25 protein-coding genes and 3 pseudogenes are annotated in these 23,655 nt (G+C 69.8%); 11 read left to right on the forward strand and 17 right to left on the reverse strand.

The window, feature by feature from the left end; all coding sequences use genetic code 11:
• Window positions 1-313: 313 nt before the first annotated feature.
• Complete coding sequence (locus ABD353_RS30090) at window positions 314-775, reverse strand: carboxymuconolactone decarboxylase family protein (RefSeq protein ID WP_486326986.1); 462 nt, start codon at window positions 773-775, stop codon at window positions 314-316.
• Between the two features lie 96 nt (window positions 776-871).
• Here ABD353_RS30090 and ABD353_RS30095 point away from each other — a divergent pair, with 96 nt between their 5' ends.
• On the forward strand, window positions 872-1,759 hold the full coding sequence (locus ABD353_RS30095) for a LysR family transcriptional regulator (RefSeq protein ID WP_344626842.1): 888 nt from the start codon (window positions 872-874) through the stop codon (window positions 1,757-1,759).
• Between the two features lie 344 nt (window positions 1,760-2,103).
• Here ABD353_RS30095 and ABD353_RS30100 read toward each other — a convergent pair whose 3' ends face one another.
• Complete coding sequence (locus ABD353_RS30100) at window positions 2,104-2,340, reverse strand: hypothetical protein (protein ID WP_344626843.1); 237 nt, start codon at window positions 2,338-2,340, stop codon at window positions 2,104-2,106.
• Between the two features lie 69 nt (window positions 2,341-2,409).
• Here ABD353_RS30100 and ABD353_RS30105 point away from each other — a divergent pair, with 69 nt between their 5' ends.
• Both ABD353_RS30105 and ABD353_RS30110 read left to right on the forward strand, forming a co-directional pair.
• Window positions 2,410-3,222 carry an IS5 family transposase gene (locus tag ABD353_RS30105; RefSeq protein ID WP_344626874.1) on the forward strand — a complete coding sequence of 271 codons (813 nt, stop codon included), beginning with the start codon at window positions 2,410-2,412 and terminating at the stop codon, window positions 3,220-3,222.
• 141 nt (window positions 3,223-3,363) lie between these two features.
• Window positions 3,364-3,849: a hypothetical protein gene (locus ABD353_RS30110; RefSeq protein WP_344626844.1), complete on the forward strand. Its 486-nt coding sequence runs from the start codon at window positions 3,364-3,366 to the stop codon at window positions 3,847-3,849.
• 35 nt (window positions 3,850-3,884) lie between these two features.
• Here the strand turns inward: ABD353_RS30110 and ABD353_RS30115 are convergent, their stop codons facing one another.
• The 3 genes from ABD353_RS30115 to ABD353_RS30125 form a co-directional block, all read right to left on the reverse strand.
• A complete protein-coding gene (locus tag ABD353_RS30115) occupies window positions 3,885-4,256 on the reverse strand; it encodes a hypothetical protein (protein WP_344626845.1) in 372 nt (123 codons plus the stop codon).
• A gap of 134 nt (window positions 4,257-4,390) precedes the next feature.
• A complete protein-coding gene (locus ABD353_RS30120; protein ID WP_344626846.1) occupies window positions 4,391-4,912 on the reverse strand; it encodes a hypothetical protein in 522 nt (173 codons plus the stop codon).
• A gap of 115 nt (window positions 4,913-5,027) precedes the next feature.
• Entirely contained in the window at window positions 5,028-5,900 is an 873-nt protein-coding gene (locus ABD353_RS30125; protein ID WP_344626847.1) for a hypothetical protein, read from the reverse strand.
• Window positions 5,901-6,170: 270 nt separating this feature from the next.
• Here ABD353_RS30125 and ABD353_RS30130 point away from each other — a divergent pair, with 270 nt between their 5' ends.
• Window positions 6,171-6,602 (forward strand): hypothetical protein, encoded by a 432-nt coding sequence (locus tag ABD353_RS30130; protein WP_344626848.1) that lies wholly within the window; start codon window positions 6,171-6,173, stop codon window positions 6,600-6,602.
• Between the two features lie 451 nt (window positions 6,603-7,053).
• Entirely contained in the window at window positions 7,054-8,097 is a 1,044-nt protein-coding gene (locus ABD353_RS30135) for an MBL fold metallo-hydrolase (RefSeq protein ID WP_344626849.1), read from the forward strand.
• 516 nt (window positions 8,098-8,613) lie between these two features.
• Here ABD353_RS30135 and ABD353_RS30140 read toward each other — a convergent pair.
• A pseudogene (locus ABD353_RS30140) lies at window positions 8,614-8,814 on the reverse strand (ISAzo13 family transposase); the annotation flags it as partial.
• A gap of 312 nt (window positions 8,815-9,126) precedes the next feature.
• Here ABD353_RS30140 and ABD353_RS30145 point away from each other — a divergent pair.
• The gene (locus ABD353_RS30145; RefSeq protein ID WP_344626850.1) at window positions 9,127-11,220 is read left to right on the forward strand and encodes a SpoIIE family protein phosphatase; all 2,094 of its coding nucleotides are present in this window, start codon (window positions 9,127-9,129) and stop codon (window positions 11,218-11,220) included.
• 113 nt (window positions 11,221-11,333) lie between these two features.
• Here ABD353_RS30145 and ABD353_RS30150 read toward each other — a convergent pair whose 3' ends face one another.
• From ABD353_RS30150 to ABD353_RS30185, 8 genes are all read right to left on the reverse strand, one after another.
• On the reverse strand, window positions 11,334-12,116 hold the full coding sequence (locus ABD353_RS30150; RefSeq protein WP_344626851.1) for a hypothetical protein: 783 nt from the start codon (window positions 12,114-12,116) through the stop codon (window positions 11,334-11,336).
• A gap of 402 nt (window positions 12,117-12,518) precedes the next feature.
• On the reverse strand, window positions 12,519-13,721 hold the full coding sequence (locus tag ABD353_RS30155) for a hypothetical protein (protein WP_344626852.1): 1,203 nt from the start codon (window positions 13,719-13,721) through the stop codon (window positions 12,519-12,521).
• Window positions 13,722-14,189: 468 nt separating this feature from the next.
• Window positions 14,190-14,543, reverse strand: a complete 354-nt coding sequence (locus tag ABD353_RS40585) for a transposase family protein (protein ID WP_425555285.1) — start codon at window positions 14,541-14,543, stop codon at window positions 14,190-14,192.
• On the reverse strand, window positions 14,486-14,740 hold the full coding sequence (locus ABD353_RS30165; protein WP_344626853.1) for a hypothetical protein: 255 nt from the start codon (window positions 14,738-14,740) through the stop codon (window positions 14,486-14,488). The genes ABD353_RS40585 and ABD353_RS30165 overlap by 58 nt, the downstream gene beginning before the upstream one ends.
• 383 nt (window positions 14,741-15,123) lie before the next feature.
• Entirely contained in the window at window positions 15,124-15,558 is a 435-nt protein-coding gene (locus ABD353_RS30170; RefSeq protein WP_344626854.1) for an NUDIX hydrolase, read from the reverse strand.
• Between the two features lie 37 nt (window positions 15,559-15,595).
• Window positions 15,596-15,814 (reverse strand): SDR family oxidoreductase, encoded by a 219-nt coding sequence (locus tag ABD353_RS30175; RefSeq protein WP_344626855.1) that lies wholly within the window; start codon window positions 15,812-15,814, stop codon window positions 15,596-15,598.
• Complete coding sequence (locus tag ABD353_RS30180) at window positions 15,811-16,050, reverse strand: hypothetical protein (protein WP_344626856.1); 240 nt, start codon at window positions 16,048-16,050, stop codon at window positions 15,811-15,813. Before ABD353_RS30180 ends, ABD353_RS30175 begins: the two co-directional genes overlap by 4 nt.
• 561 nt (window positions 16,051-16,611) lie before the next feature.
• The gene (locus ABD353_RS30185; RefSeq protein ID WP_344626857.1) at window positions 16,612-17,463 is read right to left on the reverse strand and encodes an SAM-dependent methyltransferase; all 852 of its coding nucleotides are present in this window, start codon (window positions 17,461-17,463) and stop codon (window positions 16,612-16,614) included.
• 242 nt (window positions 17,464-17,705) lie between these two features.
• Here ABD353_RS30185 and ABD353_RS30190 point away from each other — a divergent pair, with 242 nt between their 5' ends.
• On the forward strand, window positions 17,706-18,404 hold the full coding sequence (locus ABD353_RS30190) for a phospholipid scramblase-related protein (protein ID WP_344626858.1): 699 nt from the start codon (window positions 17,706-17,708) through the stop codon (window positions 18,402-18,404).
• 51 nt (window positions 18,405-18,455) lie between these two features.
• Here the strand turns inward: ABD353_RS30190 and ABD353_RS30195 are convergent.
• Window positions 18,456-18,750, reverse strand: a pseudogene (locus tag ABD353_RS30195) (flavodoxin family protein); the annotation flags it as partial.
• A 293-nt stretch (window positions 18,751-19,043) separates the two neighbouring features.
• On the opposite strand from ABD353_RS30195, the gene ABD353_RS30200 reads away from it, so the two are divergent.
• From ABD353_RS30200 to ABD353_RS30210, 3 genes and pseudogenes are all read left to right on the forward strand, one after another.
• Window positions 19,044-20,153, forward strand: coding sequence for an ATP-grasp domain-containing protein (locus ABD353_RS30200; protein WP_344626859.1), 1,110 nt, complete (start codon window positions 19,044-19,046; stop codon window positions 20,151-20,153).
• A 342-nt stretch (window positions 20,154-20,495) separates the two neighbouring features.
• Window positions 20,496-20,943: pseudogene (locus tag ABD353_RS30205) on the forward strand (ISL3 family transposase); the annotation flags it as partial.
• 156 nt (window positions 20,944-21,099) lie between these two features.
• On the forward strand, window positions 21,100-21,465 hold the full coding sequence (locus tag ABD353_RS30210) for a hypothetical protein (RefSeq protein ID WP_344626861.1): 366 nt from the start codon (window positions 21,100-21,102) through the stop codon (window positions 21,463-21,465).
• A gap of 97 nt (window positions 21,466-21,562) precedes the next feature.
• Here the strand turns inward: ABD353_RS30210 and ABD353_RS30215 are convergent, their stop codons facing one another.
• Window positions 21,563-21,697 carry a hypothetical protein gene (locus ABD353_RS30215; RefSeq protein ID WP_344626862.1) on the reverse strand — a complete coding sequence of 45 codons (135 nt, stop codon included), beginning with the start codon at window positions 21,695-21,697 and terminating at the stop codon, window positions 21,563-21,565.
• Window positions 21,698-21,961: 264 nt separating this feature from the next.
• Between ABD353_RS30215 and ABD353_RS30220 the strand changes: the two genes are divergently transcribed.
• Window positions 21,962-22,456 carry a GNAT family N-acetyltransferase gene (locus ABD353_RS30220; protein WP_344626863.1) on the forward strand — a complete coding sequence of 165 codons (495 nt, stop codon included), beginning with the start codon at window positions 21,962-21,964 and terminating at the stop codon, window positions 22,454-22,456.
• A 460-nt stretch (window positions 22,457-22,916) separates the two neighbouring features.
• Here ABD353_RS30220 and ABD353_RS30225 read toward each other — a convergent pair whose 3' ends face one another.
• Entirely contained in the window at window positions 22,917-23,495 is a 579-nt protein-coding gene (locus ABD353_RS30225; RefSeq protein ID WP_344626864.1) for a TetR family transcriptional regulator, read from the reverse strand.
• Between the last annotated feature and the right edge of the window lie 160 nt (window positions 23,496-23,655).

The following is a 23,655-nucleotide window of genomic DNA, read 5'->3' on the forward strand; positions in this document are numbered from 1 at the left end:
CGAAGTTCTGTACGTGCAGCACGTGGTGCTCCATGGTGCTGACCGCCGCCGACGTCCTGCCGCAGGGCGGCCCTGGTGGCGAGGAGGCGCCGCGGGGTCTGCTGGATGTTCTCGGCCCTCCGATAGCAGAGCGGCCCGGCCCTGCCGATGTCGGCGGGGGGTTCAATCTGTCGGCTCTGGCCCGACGCATGAGACCGGCGTGCCGGATTCGGCCGGTGGGCCGCACCGGCGGCCGGCCGTCCGGCATTGGTCCCGCGTTTTCGGGCAGTGGTTGGGCGTGGCCTTGTGCCGGTTCGTGGTGAGGGTGGGGGGATCAGCCCCAGGAGGTGCCGGCTGGCTCGCGGACCACGGAGTTGAGGCGGTTGAAGAAGTTGGTGACGCCGATCAGCAGGATCAGCGCGGAGAGCTGCTCCTCGTCGTAGTGGCCGCGCAGGCGGTCCCACAGTTCGTCGGGCACCGCGTCCATGGAACGGTCGGCCAGTCTGGTGGCCCGTTCGGCGAGTTCGAGTGCGGCGCGTTCGGCGTCGGTGTAGAACGGGGCCTCCCGCCAGGCGGCGACCGCGGCGATCCGATCCTCGCTCTCGCCCGCCTTGCGCAGGTTCTGCACGTGGGCGTGGACGCAGGCGCTGCAGCCGTTGAGCTGGCTGGCGCGGAGCGCGACGATCTCCTGCAGCTCGTGCGTGATTCCGCCCTGGCCGACGGCCTTGATGATGCTGCCGATGCCCTTCATCGCGTCGGGCAGGACGAACGCGGGGTTCCTCATGCGTGGTTCCATGTCGTCCAGCCTCGCGGCGCACCGTCATCCGATCAACGTAAACTTCCGCGCTGATCGACAACCGTGGGGTTATCGGTCGAGGACACGGGGGGTGGAGTGGAATTCCGGGACATCGAGATCTTCCTGGTGCTCGCCGAGGAGTTGCACTTCGGCCGGGCCGCCGAGCGTCTGCGCGTATCCCAGGCACGAGTCAGCCAGGCCCTCAAGAAGCAGGAGCGCCGGATCGGTGCCGTGCTGTTCGAGCGCACCAGTCGTACGGTCCGGCTGACCGACGTCGGCCGGCAACTGCGCGACGATCTGCTGCCGGTGTACACGGGTCTGCACGAGTCGCTGGAGCGGGCCAGGATGGCCGGGCGGGGCGTGACCGGGCGGCTGCGGATCGGCATGATGCCGTTCAACATCGTCGACCTGCACCACTACTGGCGTGCGTTCCGCAGGCGCCATCCCCGGTGGGAGCTGCAGATCAGACCGGCGCCGTACGCCGACCCGTTCGGCGCGCTGCGCGACGGCGACATGGACGTCTTCGTCGCCTGGCTTCCGGTGGAGGAAGCGGATCTGACCGTCGGTCCGGCACTGCTCACAGACCGTCGGGTGCTGGCCGTGGCCGACCACCACGAGCTCGCCGGGCGCGACACCGCGCCGCTGGAGGCGTTCGCGGATTTCGCGCACGCCACCACCACCGGTGTTCCGGGCTACTGGGAGGACAGCTACCTGCCCTTCCACACTCCGCGCGGCCGTGCCATCGAGCGTCCCCATCTGGTGCGAGGCCCGGACGAGTTGATCAGCCTGATCTCGATGGGCGACATCGTGCAGACCTTCCCCGGCCACGTGACCCGGTACTGGGGCATGCCGAACATCCGATGGCTGCCGGTGCCCGATCTGGCCACCCTCAGCTACGTGCTGGTCTGGCGCGGCGAGGCCGAGAACGACGCGATCCGCGCGCTCGCCGACACCGTACGCGACCTGGGCACGCTCGTGCTCTGATCCGTGCCCGTGTCTGATGATCAGAAACAGGCGATACCCGCCCGGGCCTGCCGTAGCTGGCCTGACCCGTGGTCAGGGGCTGGCCGCGCTCGCAGGTCCACGGTCGGGGACCACCGCCACCCGACCGTGCTCGACCGGCCGGTGACCTCCCCGACCACCGCACTGACACCGTGGGCCGAAACCCCAGGCTGCGCGACTTCCGCTACCGCGTGGAGGCAGCGCGAGTGGTCAACGCGCGAGGTCGGCATGACCGGAACCACTGACTCGTCCCGGGTTCGCGTCGCGGGAGGGCGCGCCGTCGCCTGCCGCATCCCCTGCAACGCCGGCCGGCCGGCGCGAGGGTGTCAGGCGTCCTGCCAGGCGAATGCGGTGCCGAGTGTGGTGGTGACCAGCCAGCCGAGGACGGGGATGCCCAGGGCGACGGCGAGCGGCCACTGTGTCCAGATGAGGCCGAGGCTGCCGAAGAACGCGAAGGGGGCGACGCAGACGGCGACGACGGTGGGGCTCGGCCGCGCGCCGGAACGCGACCAGGCCAGGCCGTGGGCGGTAAGCACCGATCCCAGGCCGGCCAGCAGGGCCACCTTTACTGATCATTTCAAAATGAGTTCGACTCAGGGGCTTAGCAGTTGAGGTGGCCGGGCGGCAGAGTGCTGCACGCGTCGGATGATCTTGTGCCTGATGACTTGTGGGAGCGGGTGGCTCCGCTGCTGCCGCCACGTCCGCCGCGACGCCACCGATACCCCGGCCGGCTTCCCGCGGACGACCGTGCCGCGCTGCGCGGCATCGTGTACGTGCTGGGCAAGAGCGTGAGCTGGCGGGACGTGCCCGCGGAGCGGACCGGCTGCAGCGGGATCACGGCCTGGCGGCGGCTGCGGGATTGGACCGATGCGGGCGTGTGGCCGCGCCTGCACGAGCTCCTCCTCGCCGAGCTGCGGGCGGAAGGCCTGCTGGAGATGGATGACGCGGCGATCGACGGTTCGCACGTCAGGGCGCTCAAGGGGGTGCACACCGGACCTTCGCCGGTCGACCGGGGCCGGCCGGGCAGCAAGCACCACCTGATCGTCGACCGGCACGGCACCCCGCTCGCCGTCACGCTGATCGGCGGCAACCGCCACGACGTCACCCAGCTCCTGCCCCTGTTGGACGTGATCCCACCGATCCGAGGCCTGCGCGGCAGGCCCCGCAGACACCCCCGAAGGCTCTTCGCCGACCGCGGCTACGACTACGACAAGTACCGCCGCATCCTGCGCCGCCTGGGCATCACGCCGAAGTTCGCCCACCGCGGCGTCGCCCACGGCTCCGGACTCGGCAAGACCCGCCGGGTGGTCGAGCGGACCTTCGCCTGGCTCCACCAGTTCAAGCGCCTGCGGATCCGCTACGAGATACGCGCCGACCTCCACCTCGGCCTGCTCCCACTCGCCTGCAGCATCATCTGCCTACGGAAGCTCCGAACCTCATTTTGAAATGATCAGTTAGTGGAGAGGCCGGTCGAGAACCTTCAGTGTCCCAGGCACCTGGGCACTTTCACTCGTACGCGGCTGTGCACATTCACGCGTGCGCAGACACCCCCGGCGTCGCTGTAGCAGCTGTGCGACGATCGCACGATGTTGCGCAGTCTTGAGATCACCGCGGTTCTGTCTGGGCTTGAGAAGGTTCATCGTGATCGGTTGTTCTGGAAACCCGCGATCCAGCTGAGCCTGGATTGCTTCGTCTGCGAGCGGGTCGGCCGCACCACCTCGCTGGAGCGGGGCGCCGAGCGGGCCGTCTGCTGGAGCGGCAGGAACGAGCAGCACTTCACCGCGGCTCGGATCGCTGCGTTCGACGTGACGAGCCAGGACGACCGGCTGGCGTTGCGGACGGTGGTGGACTTCTGGTGGGCGCCGTTCAAGGATGCCAAGCGGGGCACGGACGCAACGCCGCTGAGCAATTGGGTCCGCCTGCACTACGGCAACTACTGCCCTCACCAGGAGACGTCCGGCGAAGGCTCGATCCAGACGAACGTGCGGCGTCCCACGAGTGTGTACTGCGGAGGCTGCAAAACGGAGATCGGGGTGGATGCGGAGGTTCCGTCGATTCGGCTGCTGGTGTGAGTCCTGTGCGGGACGGTGCTTCATGTCCGTGAGGCTCATTTCATCTTCTCTCTGCGGGCCGGCATGCCGAGGTCGACCCGGTCCTTGGCAGCGAGGCGGAGTGCTTCCTCGCGCTTGCCGTTGAGAAAGGTGAGGGTGAGGTCGATGCCCTCGATCTCACCGAGCCAGCCTTCGGCTTCGGCGCGCTCGCGGCGGCTGAGGAGGTCGGCCTCGATCTCGGCGAGCCGGTCGAGCATCTTCGGGTCGATGTGGAGCATCGGGCAGCGGATGCAGGCGTGTTCGTGGCTGCACGGGGTCGCGTAGGGCCGGCCGCAGCTGCCCAGTTCGAGCTTGCGCTTGTCGAAGTGCTCCTCGAACTCGCGCCACTCGGTGTCGGTGGCCGGCCGGTACTCGTCCTGTGGGCGCATTGCGCGTCGGCGGGCGAGGTGGCTTTGGCAGTGGCGGACGACGTCCTCGTTGAAGACGGCTAATGGTGGAGTCGGGTATTGAAACTGCCCGAATGCCTCCCCTCCAAGTGCTGGCGGCAGTGATCGTCGAAGCGTCAGTCGTCGGCTGCGACGAGGAGCGTGAGCGTCGCCGCAGGGCGGTCAATGAGGACGAGTTCGTGGTAGTCGATGTGGATGGGGCCATAGTCGTGGAACGCGTCCTCCGGAAGCTGCCCCAGCAGGTATCTGCTGGTCGCCTTGCGGATCGGGATGTAGATCTCCTGATGCAGGCGTGACGCGAGTGGCTCTGGGACGTTGCCGTGCTGGCTGGCCCAGGAGTGGATGACGTCGGCTGCCGTCGCGGCATCGACGGCCTCGTAGGTGTCAGGGGTGATGCGGTCAAGCCACCACTGGCCGTGCCGCGGCCAGTCGTGAACACCAGCTCCGTCGTACGTGTCGCGAAACTGAGGGTGTGAGATCAAGGCCGCCAGCGCGTCTCGGCCGTCCAGCACCTCGGACGGCAGCCGGAAATGCTTGGCATCGACCCAGCGGTAGCCATGGGAGCCCTCGCCGAAGTCGAAGTCTCGGAAGTTGATGAAGGGGCTGTCCAGGTGGACGAGGGTGGGCACTGGTTCCATGCTCGTCATCGTAGGTCGCGTCGTGTCCTCGATCCGTCGGTGATCTTTGGCTTGACCAGCAGCTATCCCTGACAGTCACCATGTCCAGCACTGGGATTCCCTATGAACGCATAGTTCACGAGGTCGTGCGTCGGCTGACTTCGGCCGCGTAGGCGGCCCAGTCACCGCCTGATGCCTTCTGCCACTGGACGGCAACCTGGATATGGACGCCGAGCATCCGGGCGAGGATGGTGGCGGGGAGCTCGGCGGCGAGAGTGAACAGGGCTGTGGAACGGTCTTGTTGGGGTCGAATGCCGATCTTGTGCAGCCGCAGGCCGAGCCGGCTGTCGCTGAGTGGCCGGCCTGGTTGTCCTCCGGGGAAGTGCCACGGGCTGTTGTCCGGCGTGCCGATCTTTGCCTTGCCGCGTCGGGTCGCGACGAGCTCGCGGACCAGGGTGGCCAGCGGGGCCGGAAGGGTGACGGGCGAGGTTCCGAAGGCGATTGCGACGGCTTCGCCGGTGATGTCGACGTCGTCGACGGTGAGCTGGCTGATGGCGGAGATCTTCTGCGCGTAGAGGATCAGCAGCAGCCCCGCGACACGATCTGCGGTGGGCAGCGTGTTGTCGTTGAGGAGGCGCCGTGCGTCGGCCCAGCGTTTCTCGCTGTCGATGGTGCCCTGCGGGCCGGTCCAGCGGACGGCGCCGCAGGTGAGACCGTGGGCATGGCGATGCTGTACGGACCAGCGGATGAAGTGGCCAGTCTCGTCGCGGTAGCTGAAGTCGGGATCGGCCATCCAGCGTTCCAGGTCGGGCTGAGTGCAGCTGCCCGAGGTGAGTCTTTCGCCAGCGAGCCAGGTGAGGAAGTTGTCGGCCGCGGTCACATGACAGCGAACGTTGAGGTCCTGGAGCTGGGTGGTGTGCTGTTCGCCGATGCGGCGGCGGAGTCGGCGAAGATGGTGCCAGACCGCGTATCCGTGCAGGATCCGGCGCTCGACGGAGTGGCGCGTCAACCGTACGACCGGCTCCGCAGGAACTCCGCACAATCGCCCGATTCTTCTTCGTTCCCCCTCCGGAACCGCCGCACCGGCACATCGCGTGCCCCCGCCGTCCGAGAGGTCTTCTGCCGCTCCCTCAAGAATTCTTCCTTCCAGGAGCATTGCGGGCCAGACCCTTGATCACGATCGACTCGGTGTGAGAGCGTACGGCCACACCTTCCGGACTGGGCATGACATCCATGCAGCTCAGCCGCCTTTCCCCCCACCCATTGGAGGACTACCGGGATGACCGCCATATCCCTGCGTCGTTTCTCGGCTGCCGCCGCTGCAGCCGCTCTACTGGTCCTCGGATCCGCATCCACCGCCAGCGCCAGCCAGAATTCGCACATTTCGTACGCCAACAACGGTGACGGCGACGCCTACTTCGAGGCCGACGGCGACGTCTTCCACATCCACGACAACAAGTGCGACGGCGACACCGTCTGGGCTCAGCTGACGTGGTACAAGTCCGGCTACGGCTGGCACTTCCGCACGATCCGGAACGACTCCGGCTGCAACACCACGGACGACAAGCACCCCTGGAACATCCCCGAGGGCGCGGACGTGTGGGTGAAGGCCTGCGGCAGCGTCGAGCCGGACTACAGCAACAGCGGCGACGGCTACCTCAGTGCCGGCCACGACTGCGACATCAACGGCGACCAGCACGGCATCGCCTGACAGCCGGCGGCCCCCGTCCCGTGGGGTGCGGGTACACCCCCCACGGGACGGGGCCCGCCCCTCCCCTCTCCGCTCCAGTCCTCCGGCCCCAGCGGAGGTTCGCGGCCGTCCACGAGGCGGTCGGCCCCGGGGCACCACGAGCTGGCCCCGGCGTCGGGCACTCCGGGCAGGGCCAAGAGTGGCCGGAGGGGCTCGCCCCACGCCGGACACCCTGTGGGAGACCGCCTCGGATCACTCGGCTGCCAGGGTGAGGGGGCGTCAGGGCGATGGAGCAGCGCAGTGGCGTCGTGCGGTCGGCCGCGGTGCAACGGGTCAGGCGGGCTGGTCGGGACAGCGGGCGTGGTGCGGCGTAGGCTCGCCGGCAGGGAGCCCTTGGCGGGCGTCCGGGGCTCGTCACCTGCACCTCACGGCTCCACGGCGGGCCGGCCCGGACGAGACCGCGGGAGGGTTCATGACCGCGCTCGGTGATCTGATCGGGATCGACGACCGGACGGTCCTGGTCGTCGGGCAGGAACTGGACGTCGCCCACGCTCGGCCCGACGTCGGGAACTGCGTCGTCCACCGGACGGGCAGCACGCTGGTGGTGGTCGACACCGGCGTCACCGAGGCCTTCCGGGCGGCGTTGCGGGCGGCGGTCGACCGGGTCCGGCCCTGGTCGCGGGCGCTGGTGCTGACCACGCACGGCCATCCGGACCACATCGCCAACAACGACCTGGCCGACGAACTGGGCGTACCGGTCGCGCACTACGTGCCGGCGCCGGATCTCGGCCAGATGCGGGATCCGGCGCTGTACTGGGTGCGGTCCTTCGAGCGGATCGCCGGGACGGCGCCGCTGCCCCCACCCGCTGCGCTCGCCGACACGGTGTTGTCGCTGTTCCGGCCGATGCGGCCCTTCGGGGCGACGACCCGGACGTACGAGGAACTGCCACTGGAGCGGATCCGGCTCGGCTCGCTGCGCTTCACGGGGTGGACCTTCGCCGGCGGGGCGGTCCGCGTCCTGCGCACCCGGGGCCACTGCGCCGGGCACGTGGTGGTGCATCTGGGCGACTGCGGGGTCCTCCACCTGTCCGACGAGGGCAACGGGCCGTGCGGCGCGATGATGGACGCCGACCAGCTCAAGATCCAGACCGCGCTGGGGTCCGTCGCCCGGCTTTTCGAGGAGAAGGAGGCCGAGGTCCTCACCGACGGGCACACCTTCGCCCTGCGCCGCGGCGCCGAGGCGGTGGCACACCTGGACGGGCTGCTGGACCAGGCCGTCGCCCTGCAGGGGGCTGCACTGCGACTCGCCGGGGAGGGCGCGGTCCGGCCGAGCGCCTTCGCGACCGGATACGGGCAGGCCGTCGCGGAGGTCGGCGGGGGCGGTGCGAACCCGAATGCGATGTTCGCGGCCATGACGGCGGTGAACCAGCTCCGCGAACTCGGGCTGCGGCCGGACTCCGACGGCCCGGACGCGCTCTGGTCCCGGCCCCCGCTGCGGACCCCCGGTCGCGAGTAGCCGTCCCGCCGGGCACCAGGTCGCCGTTCACCCTGTCGGCCCCCGTCGCCGGCCTCGAACGACAGCCGGGCCTGACAGATCGGCAACCGCCGAACTCGCACGATGCGCAGGCAAGGCATCGTGTTGGGGCGTGGGCCTGTACGAATGAGCCTGCCACCCGCGCTGCCCCTGTCGGCATCGGGTCCGCCCGCTCGCCGGCGGCGGACCGGCAGCCCCCAGGCGGCCAGCCGCCCGGGGTGGGCCGGGCAGACACCAGCCACCAGGGCCGGGCGCGGCGGTGACGGCGGACAGTGACGGGGGCCGCAGCGAGCGGGGCATCACGGGCCCTCGGAAAGGCACAGCGGGCCCGGCCGGACGGGATGGTGGGCGGGTGGTCCTGCCTGCTCGCTCGCCGGTGGCCGGGGCCGGCCCACCGGGCGGGTTGGGGGTGGGTCAGCCGGTGATCGGCCACAGGGTCTCGTGGCGGACGGTCGGGGTGTCCGGGTCGGCCAGGTCGCCGAGGAGCGGGCTGCGCGACGGGCGCCGTGGAGCGGGCCGCGGGGGTCTGCCGGACTCCAGCTCGCGCACCCCCAGCGACACCGTCGCCTCCCACGCAGCCGCCGCCTGCGCGACCAGCCGGATCTCGCTGTGGCCGAGCGACCGCGCTTCCGCTTCTATCAGCAGACGCCGCTGCCGCTCGGCCGAATGCGGGAGGATCGTTTCGAACTTCGCTGCCAGTAATAAGTGCCGTGTCTGCGGGCTGCGGACCTGCGCGGCAGGAGATTCTTCGACCCTCTCCGGGCGTGCAGCACCCTCACTCGCCGAGCCGACCGGAGGATTTCCTGTCGCAGAGCGCAGCATCAGGTCGCCCGGCAATCGCATCGGAACGTCGGCAGGCAGCGGGCGCTGCGGCGCGAGCGGGCGTCGACCGGCATAGGCCGGGCCGTACGCGGGACACGAGCGCGCGGGAGAGGATGGAAAGGCAGGTGCAGGCGCGAAGGAGAGGGGAGCAGCGGGGGCGCGATCGGGTCGGTGGAGGGAGATCATGCGATGGGGGATGGACAACGGTCCGGGGCCGGGAGCGGTGGCCCAGAGGGTGCTCCGTCGGGGCCGAGCGGCCTGATGGATGTCCTGGGTGTTGCGGCGGTTTTGTTGGAGGCCGACGGGCGGATCGACATGTGGAGTCCGCAGGCGGAGGAGCTGTTCGGTTACCGTGCCAGTGAGGCGGTGGGCGAGTATGCGGCGCCGCTGCTCCTGCATCCGCAGCACCGGGACCTGGCGGTCGGCCTGTTTTCGGAGGTGTTGCGGACGGGCCGCGGCTGGGCGGGGGCGTTCCCTGTCCGGCACAAGGACGGCAGTACCCGTCTGGTCGAGTTCCGCAGTATGCGGCTGACGGACAGCGTCGGTGATGTCTACGCGCTCGGGCTTGCCGCCGATCGGTTGACGCTTGGTCGGGTGGAGCGCGACGTGGCTCTTTCGACGCGGTTGGTCTCCCAGTCTCCGATCGGGCTGGCCGTCCTGGATGTCGGGCTTCGCTATGTGGCTGTTAATCCTGCCCTGGCCCGGATCCACGGCGTTTCTGAAGAGGACCACCTCGGCCGCCGTTTCCGGGACGTCATGCCGCCGGGGCAGTTTGCCACTGCGGAGGTCGGGATGCGGCAGGTCCTGGAGTCGGGGACGCCGATCGTCGACCGGTACACCGTGGGCCGTACTCGGGCCGACCCGGATCACGATCATGCCTGGTCGGTGTCGTTCTTCCGCTTGGAGGATTCGAGCGGGCGGGTGTTGGGCGTTGCGAACTCGGTGGTGGACGTTACCGACCGGCACCGGGCAAGCCTGGAGGTCGAACACGCCCGACGGCGCCTCGCCCTCATTGCTGACGGCTCCGCGCGGATCGGTACCACCCTGGAGGTGGAGCAGACTGCCCGCGAACTGGCCGACGTCATGGTCCCGGGCCTGGCCGACATGGTCGCAGTGGATGTTTTGGACGCCATGCTGCACGACGGCACTCCGGAAGCCGACACCGGGTCGATGCTGTTCCGCGCCCTGGCCGTGAAAACCGCATACCCCACCGAGGCTGTTCGGGCCATCGTCCCTCCCGGCCGCGTCACCGCCTACCATGCCGACCATCCGGCGGCCCATTGCATCCGCACCCGCCGCCCCCTCTTGATCCGGCACGTGGACAACCCCGGGCTCGCCCGGATCTCCACCGGCCCCGATGCCGCGAAGCTGCTGGCCTCCGCGGGCGTCCACACCGACATGGCCGTTCCCCTCATCGCCCGGGGGCAGATCCTCGGTGTCGTCGGCCTGGCCCGGGCCCGTGATCCGCGGCCGTTCGACGACGACGACCTGGCCCTCGCCGGCGAACTGGCCTCTCGCGCCGCCGTGTGCATCGACAATGCGCGACTGCACCAGCGGATCCGCGGCGCAGCAGAGACGCTGCAGCGCAGTCTGCTTCCCGAGCTCCCGCCCCACCACCCTCATCTGGAGCTCGCCGCCCGCTACCGGCCCGCCCTGACCTTCAGCGAGGTCGGCGGCGACTGGTACGACGTGATCTTGCTCGATGGTGACAGGACCGCGCTGGTCGTCGGAGACGTCATGGGCAGCGGTATCCCCGCCGCCGCCACCATGGGACGCCTGCGCACCGCCACGTCCACCCTGGCCGGACTCGGCCTCGACCCGGCCCAGATCCTCGATCACCTCGACCGCATCACCCAAGGCCTCGACCCGTACATCGCCACCTGTGTCTGCGCGGTCTACGACGCATCGACCGGTAGCTGCTGCATCGCCACCGCCGGCCACATGCCCCCCGTCGTGGCACGCGCGGACGGGCCGCCGGACCTGCTCGACCTGCCCACCGGCACACCCCTGGGGGTGGGCGCGGGGCCGTTCAGCAGTACCGCCTTCGACCTGGGCCCCGGCGACCGGCTGGTCCTCTACAGCGACGGGCTCGTCGAGACCCGCGACCAGCCCATCGATGAGCGCCTCGACCGGCTTCGGGGCCTACTCGCCCAGCCCGATCCCACTGTCGACGAAACCTGCGACCGGCTCCTGCACGAACTTCGCCACCCCGGCGACCACGACGACGTAGCCCTCCTGATCGCCCGCGTACGGCCCGAGCCGCTGCCGCGCCGCCTGTCCTGATCACGCGGTCCGCCAGCCGAACGCCCGTCTCATCAAGAGCGCTGAGCGGAACGAGCGCTGGGACTGCGTCTGTGGACCAAGATCGCCGATGAGGGCGTTACCAAGGCCGCTACCTACTGGCGGCGGATTCCAGGCTCAGGCCACAAGCCGGGGGCACGACCGCCGTCGTTGGAAATGTTCGGGCCTGCAGGGTGTCGGCGCAGCATCCAGGCGCGGGTGCGGGTGGCGTCGGCGGCTCGGATGCCTTCGGTGTGCGGGGTGGTGGTGGCCAGGCGGGAGTGGAGGTGGTGGATGCGCTGGTCGAGGGGGATGGACAGGCGCCGACGCTCTCCGTCGCGGACGGCGGCAATCGTCTGGGTGCTGGTGTGCAGGTGGGCCGCGAGGTAGGTGGCGGGCCAGCCGGCCAGGGCGAGCTCTCTCAGGACAGCAGCGGCAGGAGCAGCGCCTATCAGGCCCCGTCCGGGCGACCGGACGCTCTGATGGCGGGTCGGCAACGCGACACCCAGGACGGCTTCGGCCGTGGTCCGCGCGATCGGCACCGGCAGCAGGTCGGCCGGGCGCAGCAGGCGGCGGATCATCGTGACGGAGATCCCGGAGGCGTCTGCGATGTCCTGGGCGGCCATGCCGCGTCGGCGCAGCACTGCGGCATGGCCGGCGGCAGGCTTCGGGTCGACGCGGGACGGGAGCCCTGCGGCGCGGTCCTGGTTGCGGCGTCGTCGGGCGCGGCGGGCGGCTTCGCGGCAGGCGGGCAGGGGGCAGCCGTAGTCCGCGCAGGAGGCCTGCCCGTGGCGCACGGATGTGCGGGCCGGGCGACGCTGTGGAGGAACATCGCCGGTGGGTGGAAGGGCGGGCGCGGAGGTGTGGTGCAGTCCGGTGGCGCGGGTTGGGGTCTTCACGGGTTGTGCTCCTCTCCCCCGGGTCGTCGGTGCGGCAAGGGGTAGAGGCAGATACCGACACGCCTGGTCACGGCGGTGGGCGGGGCGGGCCGTCCGGTAGTCGTCCCGCTCGGCGCGTCTCATGGCGTCGCCAGCGGGCGTTCGCGTTCTGTTGGGTCCAGGGGGGGCCGGGTGAGCTGTCCGGGTCGAGTCCATACGACCTCAGCTGTGCATCCGGGGCAGAACCAGGTCCGCCGGCGTCAATGGCCTGCCGGTCGACAGTTTCGGTGTCCTCCTGGTCCCCTGTGTCTCCCGTGTTCGCACTCTGCCGGCGCCTGCTGTACCTCCTTCAGTACTGTGCCGCCGACGCACGCCGACGACGGCTCCCTCATGCAGGAGTCGGTCCCACCGGCTGGTGGCCGGTCATCGCCGGCCGGTGGCGACGAGCTCGGCCAGGCGGTCGCCGACCACGGAGACACCGGGAAGTGGTTCACGCTGGTAGAAGTCCGCCTTGCATTCCCGCAGCCAAGCTTCTCCGTGCTCGGCCCAGGTGAACCCGGGCTTGCGCAGCACTTTGCCGATCACGGCGTCGACCGTGTCCGGGTGGGCAGCCGCCATGCGCTGGATCGGCAGCGGGGTGATGGAGGAGTCCCGCATGTAGCTGCGCAGCAGGGACGCGTGGCGTCGGCTGGTGGCGAGGGCGGGGTCGGTGAACAGGGCGTCCAGCAGGCCGTAATCGCGGTAGAAGTTCATGCCCTCGACCTGGTCGTAGACGATGCCGACGGTGTCCGCGTCGGCGAGGTCTTCGGGCAGAGTGAAGGACAGGTGCTGGGGGAAGGGCTCGGCAGGGTCGTGCCTGTCGCTCTGGGTGCGGGCGGACTCCCAGCGGTGGCGGGTGAAGGCGTTGACGCTGTTCTGGGCTTCGGCAGGGGGCAGTACGAGCTGGTCGGTGCCGAAGTAGGCCATGAACGCCTCACGTTCTCGGCGCATCTGCTCCCAGCCCTGGGCGAGCTTGTCCGGGTTGCGAAAGACCAAGGCCGGATGTTCCACGGCTGCCCGAAGCGCGATCTCGGCGACTTCGGGGCCGTCGGACTTGCGGAAGAAGGCCAGGCTTCCTGAGATCAGCCACGTGCCCGGACAGGGCACGATGGGCACGATCCGGCCGACGACGAACCCGCCCTTCACGGTGCCGCGCAAGCCTACGCGGCCGGCGTTGGAGTAGGTGCGGTACTCCAGGTCGTCGAGCAGGTTCAGCAGAACCAGTGCATCGCCGTCCTTGGCCCGGATCTCGAACACACCCTCGACCACGTCCTGCCAGCCCAGCATCATCTCCCGCTCCGCCTCGGAGAGGTCCGGGCACGTGGCCACGTACCGTTGAAGCGGGGTACGCCCGTCACGCAGACGGTGCTGCAGCGCGAAGTGGTCGACGATACCGATGAACCGGGTCTCGTCCAGTACGAGATCGTCTCCTGCGGCCTCCAGCAAAGCCGCGGTCAGTTGCCGTTCGAAACGCGGTCCTTGCACATAGTCGACGAGTCCGCGTTTCAGTTCGGCACTGCGTTCGAGGAGGTCGCCGAGCTGCGGACGTGGTTGCCGGCCTGCCGGCGGACGGACTGGGTGGTCCACGAAAGGGTCCTATCTGTGCGTGGCGTGCGCCACGATACCGGCGCGGTATGCGCCGATGTGCCTGCACTTGAAAGCCCACCAGTACCGTGGTGGACAGGCCGCTGGCGAGGCAAGGCAGCGCGTCGGCTCGCCACCACTCCGGCAGGGGCAGTGGCCCAGGACCACCGTGCAGCACCGACGAGTTCGGCTGCCGGGGTTGCTGGCAACGCGGAAAGCGGGGCAGCCGTCGGCCACAGGCTGTACTGCTCCGGGGGATCACGCCACGAAGCTCCCGTCCGTGACCGCCGCAGCATGCGGTTGACCACTTGCCAGTGATCACGTCACGGACGGCCACGCCCGACGGTCTGCGGCAACAAGAGCTCTGTCCGCTCCCGTGCCGCATCCGTCGGCTCATCTCCGCCCGCCACGAGATCAATGAGCCTTTTCAGCGGTACAACTCCAGGGTGAGGACGGCCTTGGCTGCTGACGTCAGCCAGTTCGGACTGCAGCGGGCGCGCGGCGGAAGATCCTCCAGCGCTTGACCGTGGCCACTCCGCGTTCGACCGGGTGGCGGAGACGGGCGTGGGCCCGGTTCATCGACCTCTGCCCGGTGCTGAGCTCCTTGCGGGGTGGGCGCCTGGCCGGCACGGCGAACGTTCCGCCGGCGCCGGTGAACGCCATGTAGGCCAGGGCCCGGATGCGAAGCCGGACGCAGGTCCTCACGATGCGGTGAGCACGGGCGGCGGCCAGGCCGTGGGTGCGGCCCAGCAGAAGACGGCACCGCCCTAGCTCGCCCGGCGCCTCTCCCCGCCGGTGGCCCTCGGCGCCCGGCCCCACATCCACGCCCCCCCGGCGAGGACGGTCAGCACTCCCAGCACCCCCATGCCGGCGGTCCAGCCCACCCATTCCAGGGCCGCGGCGATCAGCCCCGCCAACCCCTCCCCGCCGGGGTTCTCCCCCGGGGCCGGTGGCTCGCCCTCCGCCAGCAAGCCGGACACCGCGCTGTGCGCCACCTGGCTGCCTGCCAGGACAACCGTCATGGTCTTCCCTCTCCACCCCCGGGATCCCCGTCCAGCAGGCCGCCTCACAGCCCGCCGGGCACTCCCCCGTGTGGGACCACTCCGCACGGAGCGTCAAGTTTGCGTGCTGACGTGGACAACTGCCTACCGCGTTTCAGTTCCGCCACTGGTCAGGACAGCAAAACCAGGGCAACGCCGTCGCATCGGCCACCGGGCCGGCTTCCGGTACCTCACACAACACGAGATACACCAGTCGCTGGACAGACCCTAGCCTGGACCGCGGCCGCCGTCGCACCACTACCGGCGCGACGACGAGGTGGCGGCCGGGCTGGGGTGGCCCCGGCCGGCCGCCCTCTGGGGGGGCATTCGCCAGCAGGATGGGCGTGCCCATGCCGCGCTGCGCTCTATAGCGCGGGAATCAGTTCGCCGCGTGCGATGGCCTCGCACAGGACGTCCTTGAACTGCGAGGGCATGAGGTTCAGGGATTCGACGGCCTCCTGGGTGAGCGGGATCTCTTCGAGGATGTACTCGCCGCGGTCGGTGCGGGCGAACTCGGGGCCGGTGCGGTTGTCGAAGTCCCACTTCTCGATGCGGGCCAGGTAGTAGTACTCCGTCTCCCCCTTGGGGTTGTCCATCTGGTGGAGCAGGCGCAGGATCTCGGCGTCGCCGGCGATCTCCTCGTTGATCTCTCGCAGGAGTGCGGCTTTGCGGTCGGCGTCGGTATCCTCGACGCCGCCGCCGACGATCACCCAGTACGGGTCGATGCCGGGGCGGATGCGCTTGATCAGGAGCATGGTGTTGTTCGGGGTGATCAGGACGGCTCGGACGCGCTCGGTCATGGGCGGGTTCTCCCTCGTGGTCGGTGGAACGGGGTGGTCAGTGCAGCAGCCAGCCGCCGTCGATGTGCAACGTCTGGCCGGTGATGAAGGATGCGGCCGGGCTGGCGAGGAAGGCGATGGCGGCGGCGACGTCGTCGGGCTGGCCCCGGCGGGGGACGCATTGCCGGGCGAGCTGGTCTTCGGGCCTGGCGCGGTGGTGTGCGGAGAGGGTGTGCTCGGCGTCGACCTGGATCGCTCCCGGGACGACGGTGTTCACGCAGACGCCCCGGCCCCGCCCACCACCAGATCACCCAGGGCGTCGCCCTCCTGCCCACAGCCCGCGACAAAACCCGCGCCGTCTTCCTCACCTACGAAGCCGAAAGCCTCCTCCGACAAGGCGAGATCGACCACAGCGCCGCCACCGCAAACCAGGCTCTGGCCCTCGCCCGGCGGATCGGGGCGTCCCGCTGTATCCGCCAGATCAACGCCCTCGAGGCCGGATTCCTGCCGCACCAGCGGGCCGAGGGTGTCAAGCAGTTCCTCGAATCTGTGCGGTCAGCTGCCTGAACCCCTGCCCCTTCGTCGGCGCGCCGCGCCGATGCGCGCTCGCCAACCCACAGCGTCGGGGTCGATGTCCTCGACGCCACCGCCGACGATCACCCAGTGAGGCACGGCTGACCTAGGGTGGCGACCCGGCCGGGGTGCCTGGAGCCTCGACGTGGTGCTCGCGCTGCAGCTGCTTGCACGGGGCCAGCCCGGCGGGGTCCGACGCGCCCTCGTTGGCATCCGGACGGCTGTCGGCTGCCGGAGCAAGGTGTTGGGCTTCACTGGCCGACCAGCCGGCGGGTGGTCTCCGGGTATTAGAGGCCATCTCCTTCCCGCTCCCGCCGAGGTGCCGCCCAGTCCCTGACCTCGATGGGAGCCGAGACAGAAGCCCCACTCGACATCCGAGAGCTCATGGCGGCGGATCACGCCAACCGTGATCTTCCAGCTACTTGATCGCCTTTGAAGACGATCTCTAGCGTCGGCCCTCGGCGGAGCCGGCTCCGCCGGGCTCGGCGCCGGGAGTTCGCGTCACCGCTTGACAGCAACTCCCCCGTAGGCCGGAGCCGCCTCCTGCCAGCCCTGGTGCAGCTGCCCCTGCGGCCGCCACAGCGGAAGCTGCACCAGTCCGGGATCAACCAGTTCGAAGTCCCCGAAGAACTTCTCCACCTCGGCCCGCGCCCGCAGGACCAGCGGCGAACTGGCACCACGGTAGATCCGGGTGGTCTCTTCGGCCGCCTGCGGCGACATCAGATCCTGCGTGCCGTGCGAGAGGATCAGCATGCTCCCGGGCGCCAAGACGTCCCGCAGCTGGGCCACCGTCTCGGCGGCCCCCTCCTCGTCCCGGACGAAGTGCAGCACCGCCACCAGCATCAGGGCCACCGGCCGGGAGAGGTCAAGTGCCTGCTTCAGGCCCGGATCGGCGAGTATGGCGACCGGGTCACGCAGGTCTGCGTGGAGAACCGTGGTGTGCCCGGCCGGGTGGTGGGCCAGCAGGGCACGGGCGTGGGTGAGGACGATCGGGTCGTTGTCGACGTAGACCACGCGGGCATCCGGAGCGACTCGGTGGGCGACCTCGCTGGTGCTGCCCATCGCCGGGATCCCGGTGCCGATGTCCAGGAACTGCCGAATACCGGAGCCGACCGCGAACTCCACCGCACGGCCGAGAAACTCGCGATTGATCCGCGCCCCGAGCCGGGCATCAGGCATCAGCGCGATGATCTTCTCGGCAGCCTCCCGATCGGCCGGGAAATGGTCCTTGCCACCCAGGTAGTAGTCGTACATCCGCGCAGGGTGGGGGATTCCGGTATTCAGCTCCGCCGGAGGCTGCCACTCCCCCGCCACGATCGGCTGCGGCCCACCGGGCGTCATCTCGTCCTGCATCAGCTCTCCCCCGAACCCGTGACATCTCGTCATCTCATCGTAACGGTCCCGGTAGCGGCGGTGGCGGGTCCTCGGCCGCATCGCGAATCCCGCCGCAGCTCACCTTCCTCGCCCAACGCCGCACCGCCACCCTCCCCCGCCGAGTGAACCCGCGCTCTCGCACCCCAGGCCGCCGGCGCGGCGCCGGATCCGTTCCGTCCCGGCTGTTCGATCCTGTTCCGCCACGGACTACGCTCTGCGGCATGCGAGATGACGCCGATGACAGGGACCGCAGGCGCATACGACGCCAGGTGCGGTTCGCCGCCGGGATCGAGCCGGACGAGTCGGCAGCGCCCGGCGGTGGCAGTCTGTTCAGCGAGTCGGTCCTGGTCTTCAACGAGAAGCCGAAGCTCATCGAACTGACCGCCGAGTACACGGTGTTCGACCGCGACGGCACAGAGGTGGGGAGGGCCGTCGAGACCGGCCACCACGTGCTGAACAAGGCCGCGCGGCTGCTGTCCCCCGCCCTCGCGAGCGAGCTGCGTCGCACGGTCGAGGTCCGCGACGCCGACGGCGCCCCCGCACTCGTCCTGGAGAAGGCCGCTCACTTCCTCCGGCCCGAGGTGTCCGTCACCTACCCCGACGGCACGCCGGTCGGACGGATCGCCCTCCAGGGGAAGGGCCTGCGACCGGTGTTCGACATCCACACCACCGAGCACAAGATCGGCACGGTGCGGGACAGCAGCCTACGCGGCGACGAGATCTCCGTCCTGGACCTGGCCGGCACGGAGATCGCCCACATCACCAAGACCTGGGAGGGCGTGGCCCGGGTGACCTTCACCCGGGCCGACCACTACGTCCTGCGCATCATGCGGCCGCTCGCCGATCCACTGCGCACCCTGGTCATCGCGACGGCCCTCTGCGTCGACCTGGCGCTGAAGAGCGACACCCGCACTCCCTGAGCCCACCTCCACCCCCGGCGGCCGCGCGTCGCCAGCAGCCCGGCGCCGGGGTCAGCGGTGTTGGGGGTTCTCGAAGTCGAAGCGGCAGCCGGCCTCCCACTCGGAGCGCTGGTTGCCGTGGGCGGGGATGCCGCCGGCGTCCCTGAGCATCCGGGCCAGGTGCAGCAGGTTCCAGGTCATGAAGGCGGTGTTGCGGCTGGTGAAGTCGTTCTCCGGTCCGCCCGAGCCCTCGTCCAGGTACGACGAACCGGGCCCGGCCACGCCGACCCAGCCGGCGTCGGCCTGCGGCAGGACGACGTAGCCCAAGTGATGCAGGCTGTACAGAAACGTTCATCGCGCAGCGCTCGGGACGGCGTCCGGCAGGCGGTCGAATCCCGGCCGGGCCCGTGTCCCAGGTCCGCGATCGGTAGCCGGGCTTGGTCGCGCAGGGCGTGCTCGACGAGGTCCGCGATCACGCTGAACCGTGCACCGAAGCTGAACGGTTACCAGCAGCGGCCTCGGCCGTAGGACGGTGACAGGATGGACTCACAGCAACGGTGGACTGCGCGAAGGCACTGGCTGCCCGGCCCGGGGGGACCTGCGTCCCGGCGGACGGCACCGCGCCCGGTCGTCCCGGTGCGTCGGAAGCGAGGTGGGACGGTGGACGTGCGCATCTGGTTCAACAGGATCTGGCCCGCACGAGTGCACCTGATCCCGATGCTGCGCGACAACCCTGACCACGCCCGGGTACAGGTCTACGGCACCCATCCCGACCCGGCGGCACCGGCGCTCACGGCGTGCGACGTGGTCGAGCCCGAGCCGGGCGAGGATGAGGCCTTCTTCGATTTCGCGATCGACTTCTGCCAACGGCACGACATCGACGTGATCATGCCGTCCTCGCGTCTGGTGGCACTCGCCGACCGCGCGGAGGCGTTCTCGGCGGTCGACACGAGGGTCATGTGCGCACCCGCCGAGACGCTCCGCGCGGTGACCGACAAGAGCCGCATGTACGCGGCAGCCGAGCGCTCTCGAGTGCCGGTCGCCCCGTGGCGGGCGGTCTCCGATGCCGACGGTCTGCGGAAAGCGGTCCAGGAGTTCGCCGGGACGGACAGTGCTCTGTGCGTCAAGCCCGCGGGCGAGTACTCGGCCTACGGCTTCCGGCTCCTGGACGACTCCCCGCTGAAGGTTTCGGACTTCGAGCGCCTGCCACGGCCGACGGCATCGGTCTCGGCAGTCGCGGACGCGCTGCAGCATGCCCAGGACAGGGGCGAGACCGTTCCCGAGCTGATCGTGATGCCGTACCTGGATCCTCCGGAGGTCAGTGTCGACTGTCTGTCTGACACGGCGGGCACCCTGGTGAGCGCGATCGCCCGGGCCAAGTCGGGCAGAGTCCGGACTCTGGTGGACGACCCCGACGTGATGGAACTCGCCCGGCTGGCCGTCGGCCACTTCCGGCTCGCATACCTGTCCAACGTCCAATTCCGTTACTGGAAAGGGCAACCGGTGCTCCTGGAAGTCAACGCCAGGGCAGCGGCGGGCATTTACCAGACCCGTATGACCGGTGTAAACCTGGTGTGGGCCGCTGTGCGGATGCTGCTCTGCGGCGACCCCGGCGAAGTACCTAGGCCGATGCTCGGGGGTCGGCTCGCGGTGGTCGAGGACGCGATCCCACTTTCCGACACCGTGATCCCGGACAGCCGGGCACGCGAGCGGACGCCGCCGCCATCACCCGTTGGCGCGCCTGAGGCGAACCGTACGCTGTCGCCGTGAGCGAAGACTCCATGGCGCCGCACGCCGCGGTCGTCGGGTCCGCCATGGCCACAGTGCTGGAACGAGATCACTCTCGCGCTTCGCCCTGCAAGTGCGCCGTCACACCCGGTGGTGGGCGGCAGCGGCTCCCCGCGCCCGACGGTGCCGCCCGGCCCGATCGATGTCGCCTCACCGACGGCGGCCGCGGACACCGCCCCGGCAGGTACGCGCGCAGCCGCACGGCGGTTGACCTCGGGCGATACTGGATCTTGTATCCGGGAACTGGGTGCTCTTGCCGGCGTGTCCCGCAAGATCGTCTGGAAACGGCCGGTGGCGGCGGCGTTCGGGCAGATGGTTCTGGCTATGCGCGAGGTACTGCTCCGGCTGGAAGAGCTGCTCTTCCTGTCGGCTTCGGAGATCAGGGTGGTGTCGGGTGCAGGACGACGGCGAGGTGATCCGAGTCGATGTCCGATCCCGGACGGCCAAGGCTCGCTGCCCGGGCTGCGGAAGCTGGTCGGAGCGGGTGCACGGATCCTACCTGCGCCGCGGGTGGTAGGCGTCGACGAGTACGCGATACGCAAGGGATGTGTCTACGGGACCGTGCTGGTCGACGTCGAGACGCGCCGACCGGTAGACCTGTTGCCGAATCGGGAGGCGGGCACGGTCGCGGCCTGGCTGGCCGAACGCCCGGGGATCGAGGTCGTCTGCCGCGACCGCGCCCCGTTCTTCGCCGAGGGCGCCAGCATCGGGGCACCCACTGCCGTCCAGGTTGCCGACCGTTTCCACCTCTGGCGCAACCTCGGCGAAGCCGCCTAGCGGTGCATCTCCCGCCACCGCGCGACCACCGCCGAGGCGGCCCCGGAGAAGGCAGGGGGCCAGGCACCGGCGGACGGCGGCTCGCCATGGCCCACCGGGCACCGGTTCGCCGACCGCACCCGCGCCAAGCACGCCACCGTCCACGCTCGGCATGACCTACCGAACCGTCCAACGGCTGGCGGACGCCGCGAGGCCGGAAGACTTGTTCCAGGGACAGTGGCAGAACCGCAGGACCAAGCTCGACGACTTCAAGCCCTACCTGAACGAGCGATGGGCTGAGGGCTGCACGAATGCCTGGACACTCTGGGAAGAGATCAAGTCGCACGGCTACGCTGGCGGCTACGGAGCCGTCCGCGCCTACCTCCAACCGTTTCGCTCACCTCGGGTGCCGGGCATCACGCGGGACGAGCTTGTCGAAGTCGTCCGTAGGCTGCTGGCGGTCTCCCCGGAGAGCGACTACTACCTGCGACTCCTGAGAGCCAACGTGTCGCATCCCCGGATCGGTGACCTGCTCTGAGTGACGGGACGTCAGCCGCCCGCAGCATCCCGTCGATCAGCGGCTTGAACGGGTCCAACCGGGTCCGCCTGGGCGGCAGCTTCTTCCGCGGCTCCGGTCAGACCGACTCCAGGGCCTTCTTCACCGTCAGGAAGCCGACCCCGTCCTTGCGCTGCAGGGCACGCTGCGACAGACCGGCGCGCGAGTCACGGCGGACCGCCGCGTACAGATCGACCTTGGACTTCGGCAGCACCCGGGCCCCCTCGTCGTGCAGAGCACGACCATGGTCCCGAAGCAAGCACCCGAGTGCTCTCAAAACTCGGGCCCTGGTCCAACCTCCGCAAAACGGTTACGCTGGGTTACGATCATGCTTTGCCGTAGGCGGCGCGGCCGCCTTCAGCAGTCACTGCCCCGGGTGGAGCGGGGTGGAGGACCTGGGCGAGACTCTCGCTGTGCTCGTCGTCACCACGGCCCGCTCGCCCACGAGCGCCCCCGATCACTCTCACCTGGAGCCCAGATGTCCGAAACCTCTACGATCACCATCCGTGACCTCGCCGCGGCTGACGAGAAGGACTGGCGCCGATTGTGGGCCGGGTACCTCGACTTCTACGAGTCCACCGTGCCCGCAGCGGTCACCGACTCCACCTGGCGACGGCTTCTCGATCCGCACCAGCCAATGCTGGGCCGCGTCGCCGAGCACGACGGCACGGTCATCGGCATCACCAACAGCGTGCTCCACCACAGCACGTGGCTCACCGGCCAGGTCTGCTACCTGGAGGACCTCTTCGTGGACCCCGCCCACCGCGGGCTCGGGGCGGGCCGCCTGCTCCTCCAGGACCTCTTCGACCTCGCCACCGCCCGCGGTTGGGCCCGCATGCACTGGCTCACCGCGCACGACAACCCCGCCCGCCGCCTCTACGACACCTTCGTCCCGGCCGACCGCTTCGTCCACTACGAGCGGGACCTGCCCTCCGACGACGGCACCGGACCGGCCTCGGCCGACCGGTCATAGCCCCGGCCACCGACCGAAGCGCCGCCCTCACGCTGGTCAATCCAGGTCGGCGGAGGCGAGGTGGACGGCGATGACCAGGTGTGGGACGGCGGCCGGGCACCGCGGGCGAGTCCGGTGCGGTGCGGGCGTCCCGGAGCGCCAGCAGGCCGGCCACCACGCTCGCGTCGACCGCGAAGTCGCGTACCTCGGCGGCGGTGAACTCGTCGCCGTTATGAACAGTTCAGCTGTCTCATGGCCTGTGCAGTCTCAGCAGTCTGGCCTCTGGCTCTCGCCGCTGACAACCCGCGCCGCATACGGCAAGGCATGATCGTCACCCGGCGTAACCGTTTCACAGAAGTTGGACCAGAGCCTGAGCTTCGACAGCAGATGTTCGCGACTTCAGGCAGCGCTCTGGCCTGGCCGTGTTCGATGGCCATGAGAGACGACAGCGCCGTTCGGCTCGCTGTCCCGGTTCCAGCGGTCAGCTCGCTGTTCGTCGGGCCTGGATGGTCAGGCCGGGGGTGACGAGGGCGAGCCAGCGGTTCCGGGCCGCGGGTGGCTGGTCGGCGGGCGCGGTGGAGAACAGCAGGTAGATGTCGTTGACCGTGATGTCCGCGTGGATGTCACCGTCGGCCTGCCCGGCCCGGATGAGGCCGGCGACAGCCGCGCTTGCGCGTTCCTCGTCGGCGTGGTCGCCCGGTTGTGCGCCGAGGGTCTGGGCCGCGGCCTTGACGGCACGGTCGGTCGCGGACTGCTCGATGACGCGGCCGAGGAACGCGGTCAGTTCCTCCAAGGCGCTAGCAGTGCCGTCGGCGACGCGTGCGAGGGCGGCTTCGGCGTCGTCGGCGACGCGGGCGACGTACTCGGCGACGACGGCCGCGACCAGGTCGGTCTTGGTCGGGAAGTGCCGGTACAGGGTTCCCACGGCCACGCCCGCCGCGGCGGCGATCTCGTCCATGCCGGCCTCGGGGCCGTGCGCGGTGATCTGCTCACTGGCCGCGGTGAGGATTTTCTTCCGGTTGCGGACCGCGTCGGCGCGCGGCGCCCTGGCCTGGGTCAAGAGAACTCGCCTGCCCTTCCACTTGCATCAAGGTGAACCTGGGTTCAGGATAGATGGTGAACCATAGTTCATCTTAGTCGCAAGGATCCCAGCGATACCCGCCAAGACCGCCCTCGTCACCGGTGCCTCCTTCGGCATCGGCGAAGCCACCGCTGACAGG

The sequence above is a fragment of the Kitasatospora arboriphila genome (genome assembly GCF_039528095.1).
Classification (GTDB): Bacteria; Actinomycetota; Actinomycetes; order Streptomycetales; family Streptomycetaceae; genus Kitasatospora; species Kitasatospora arboriphila.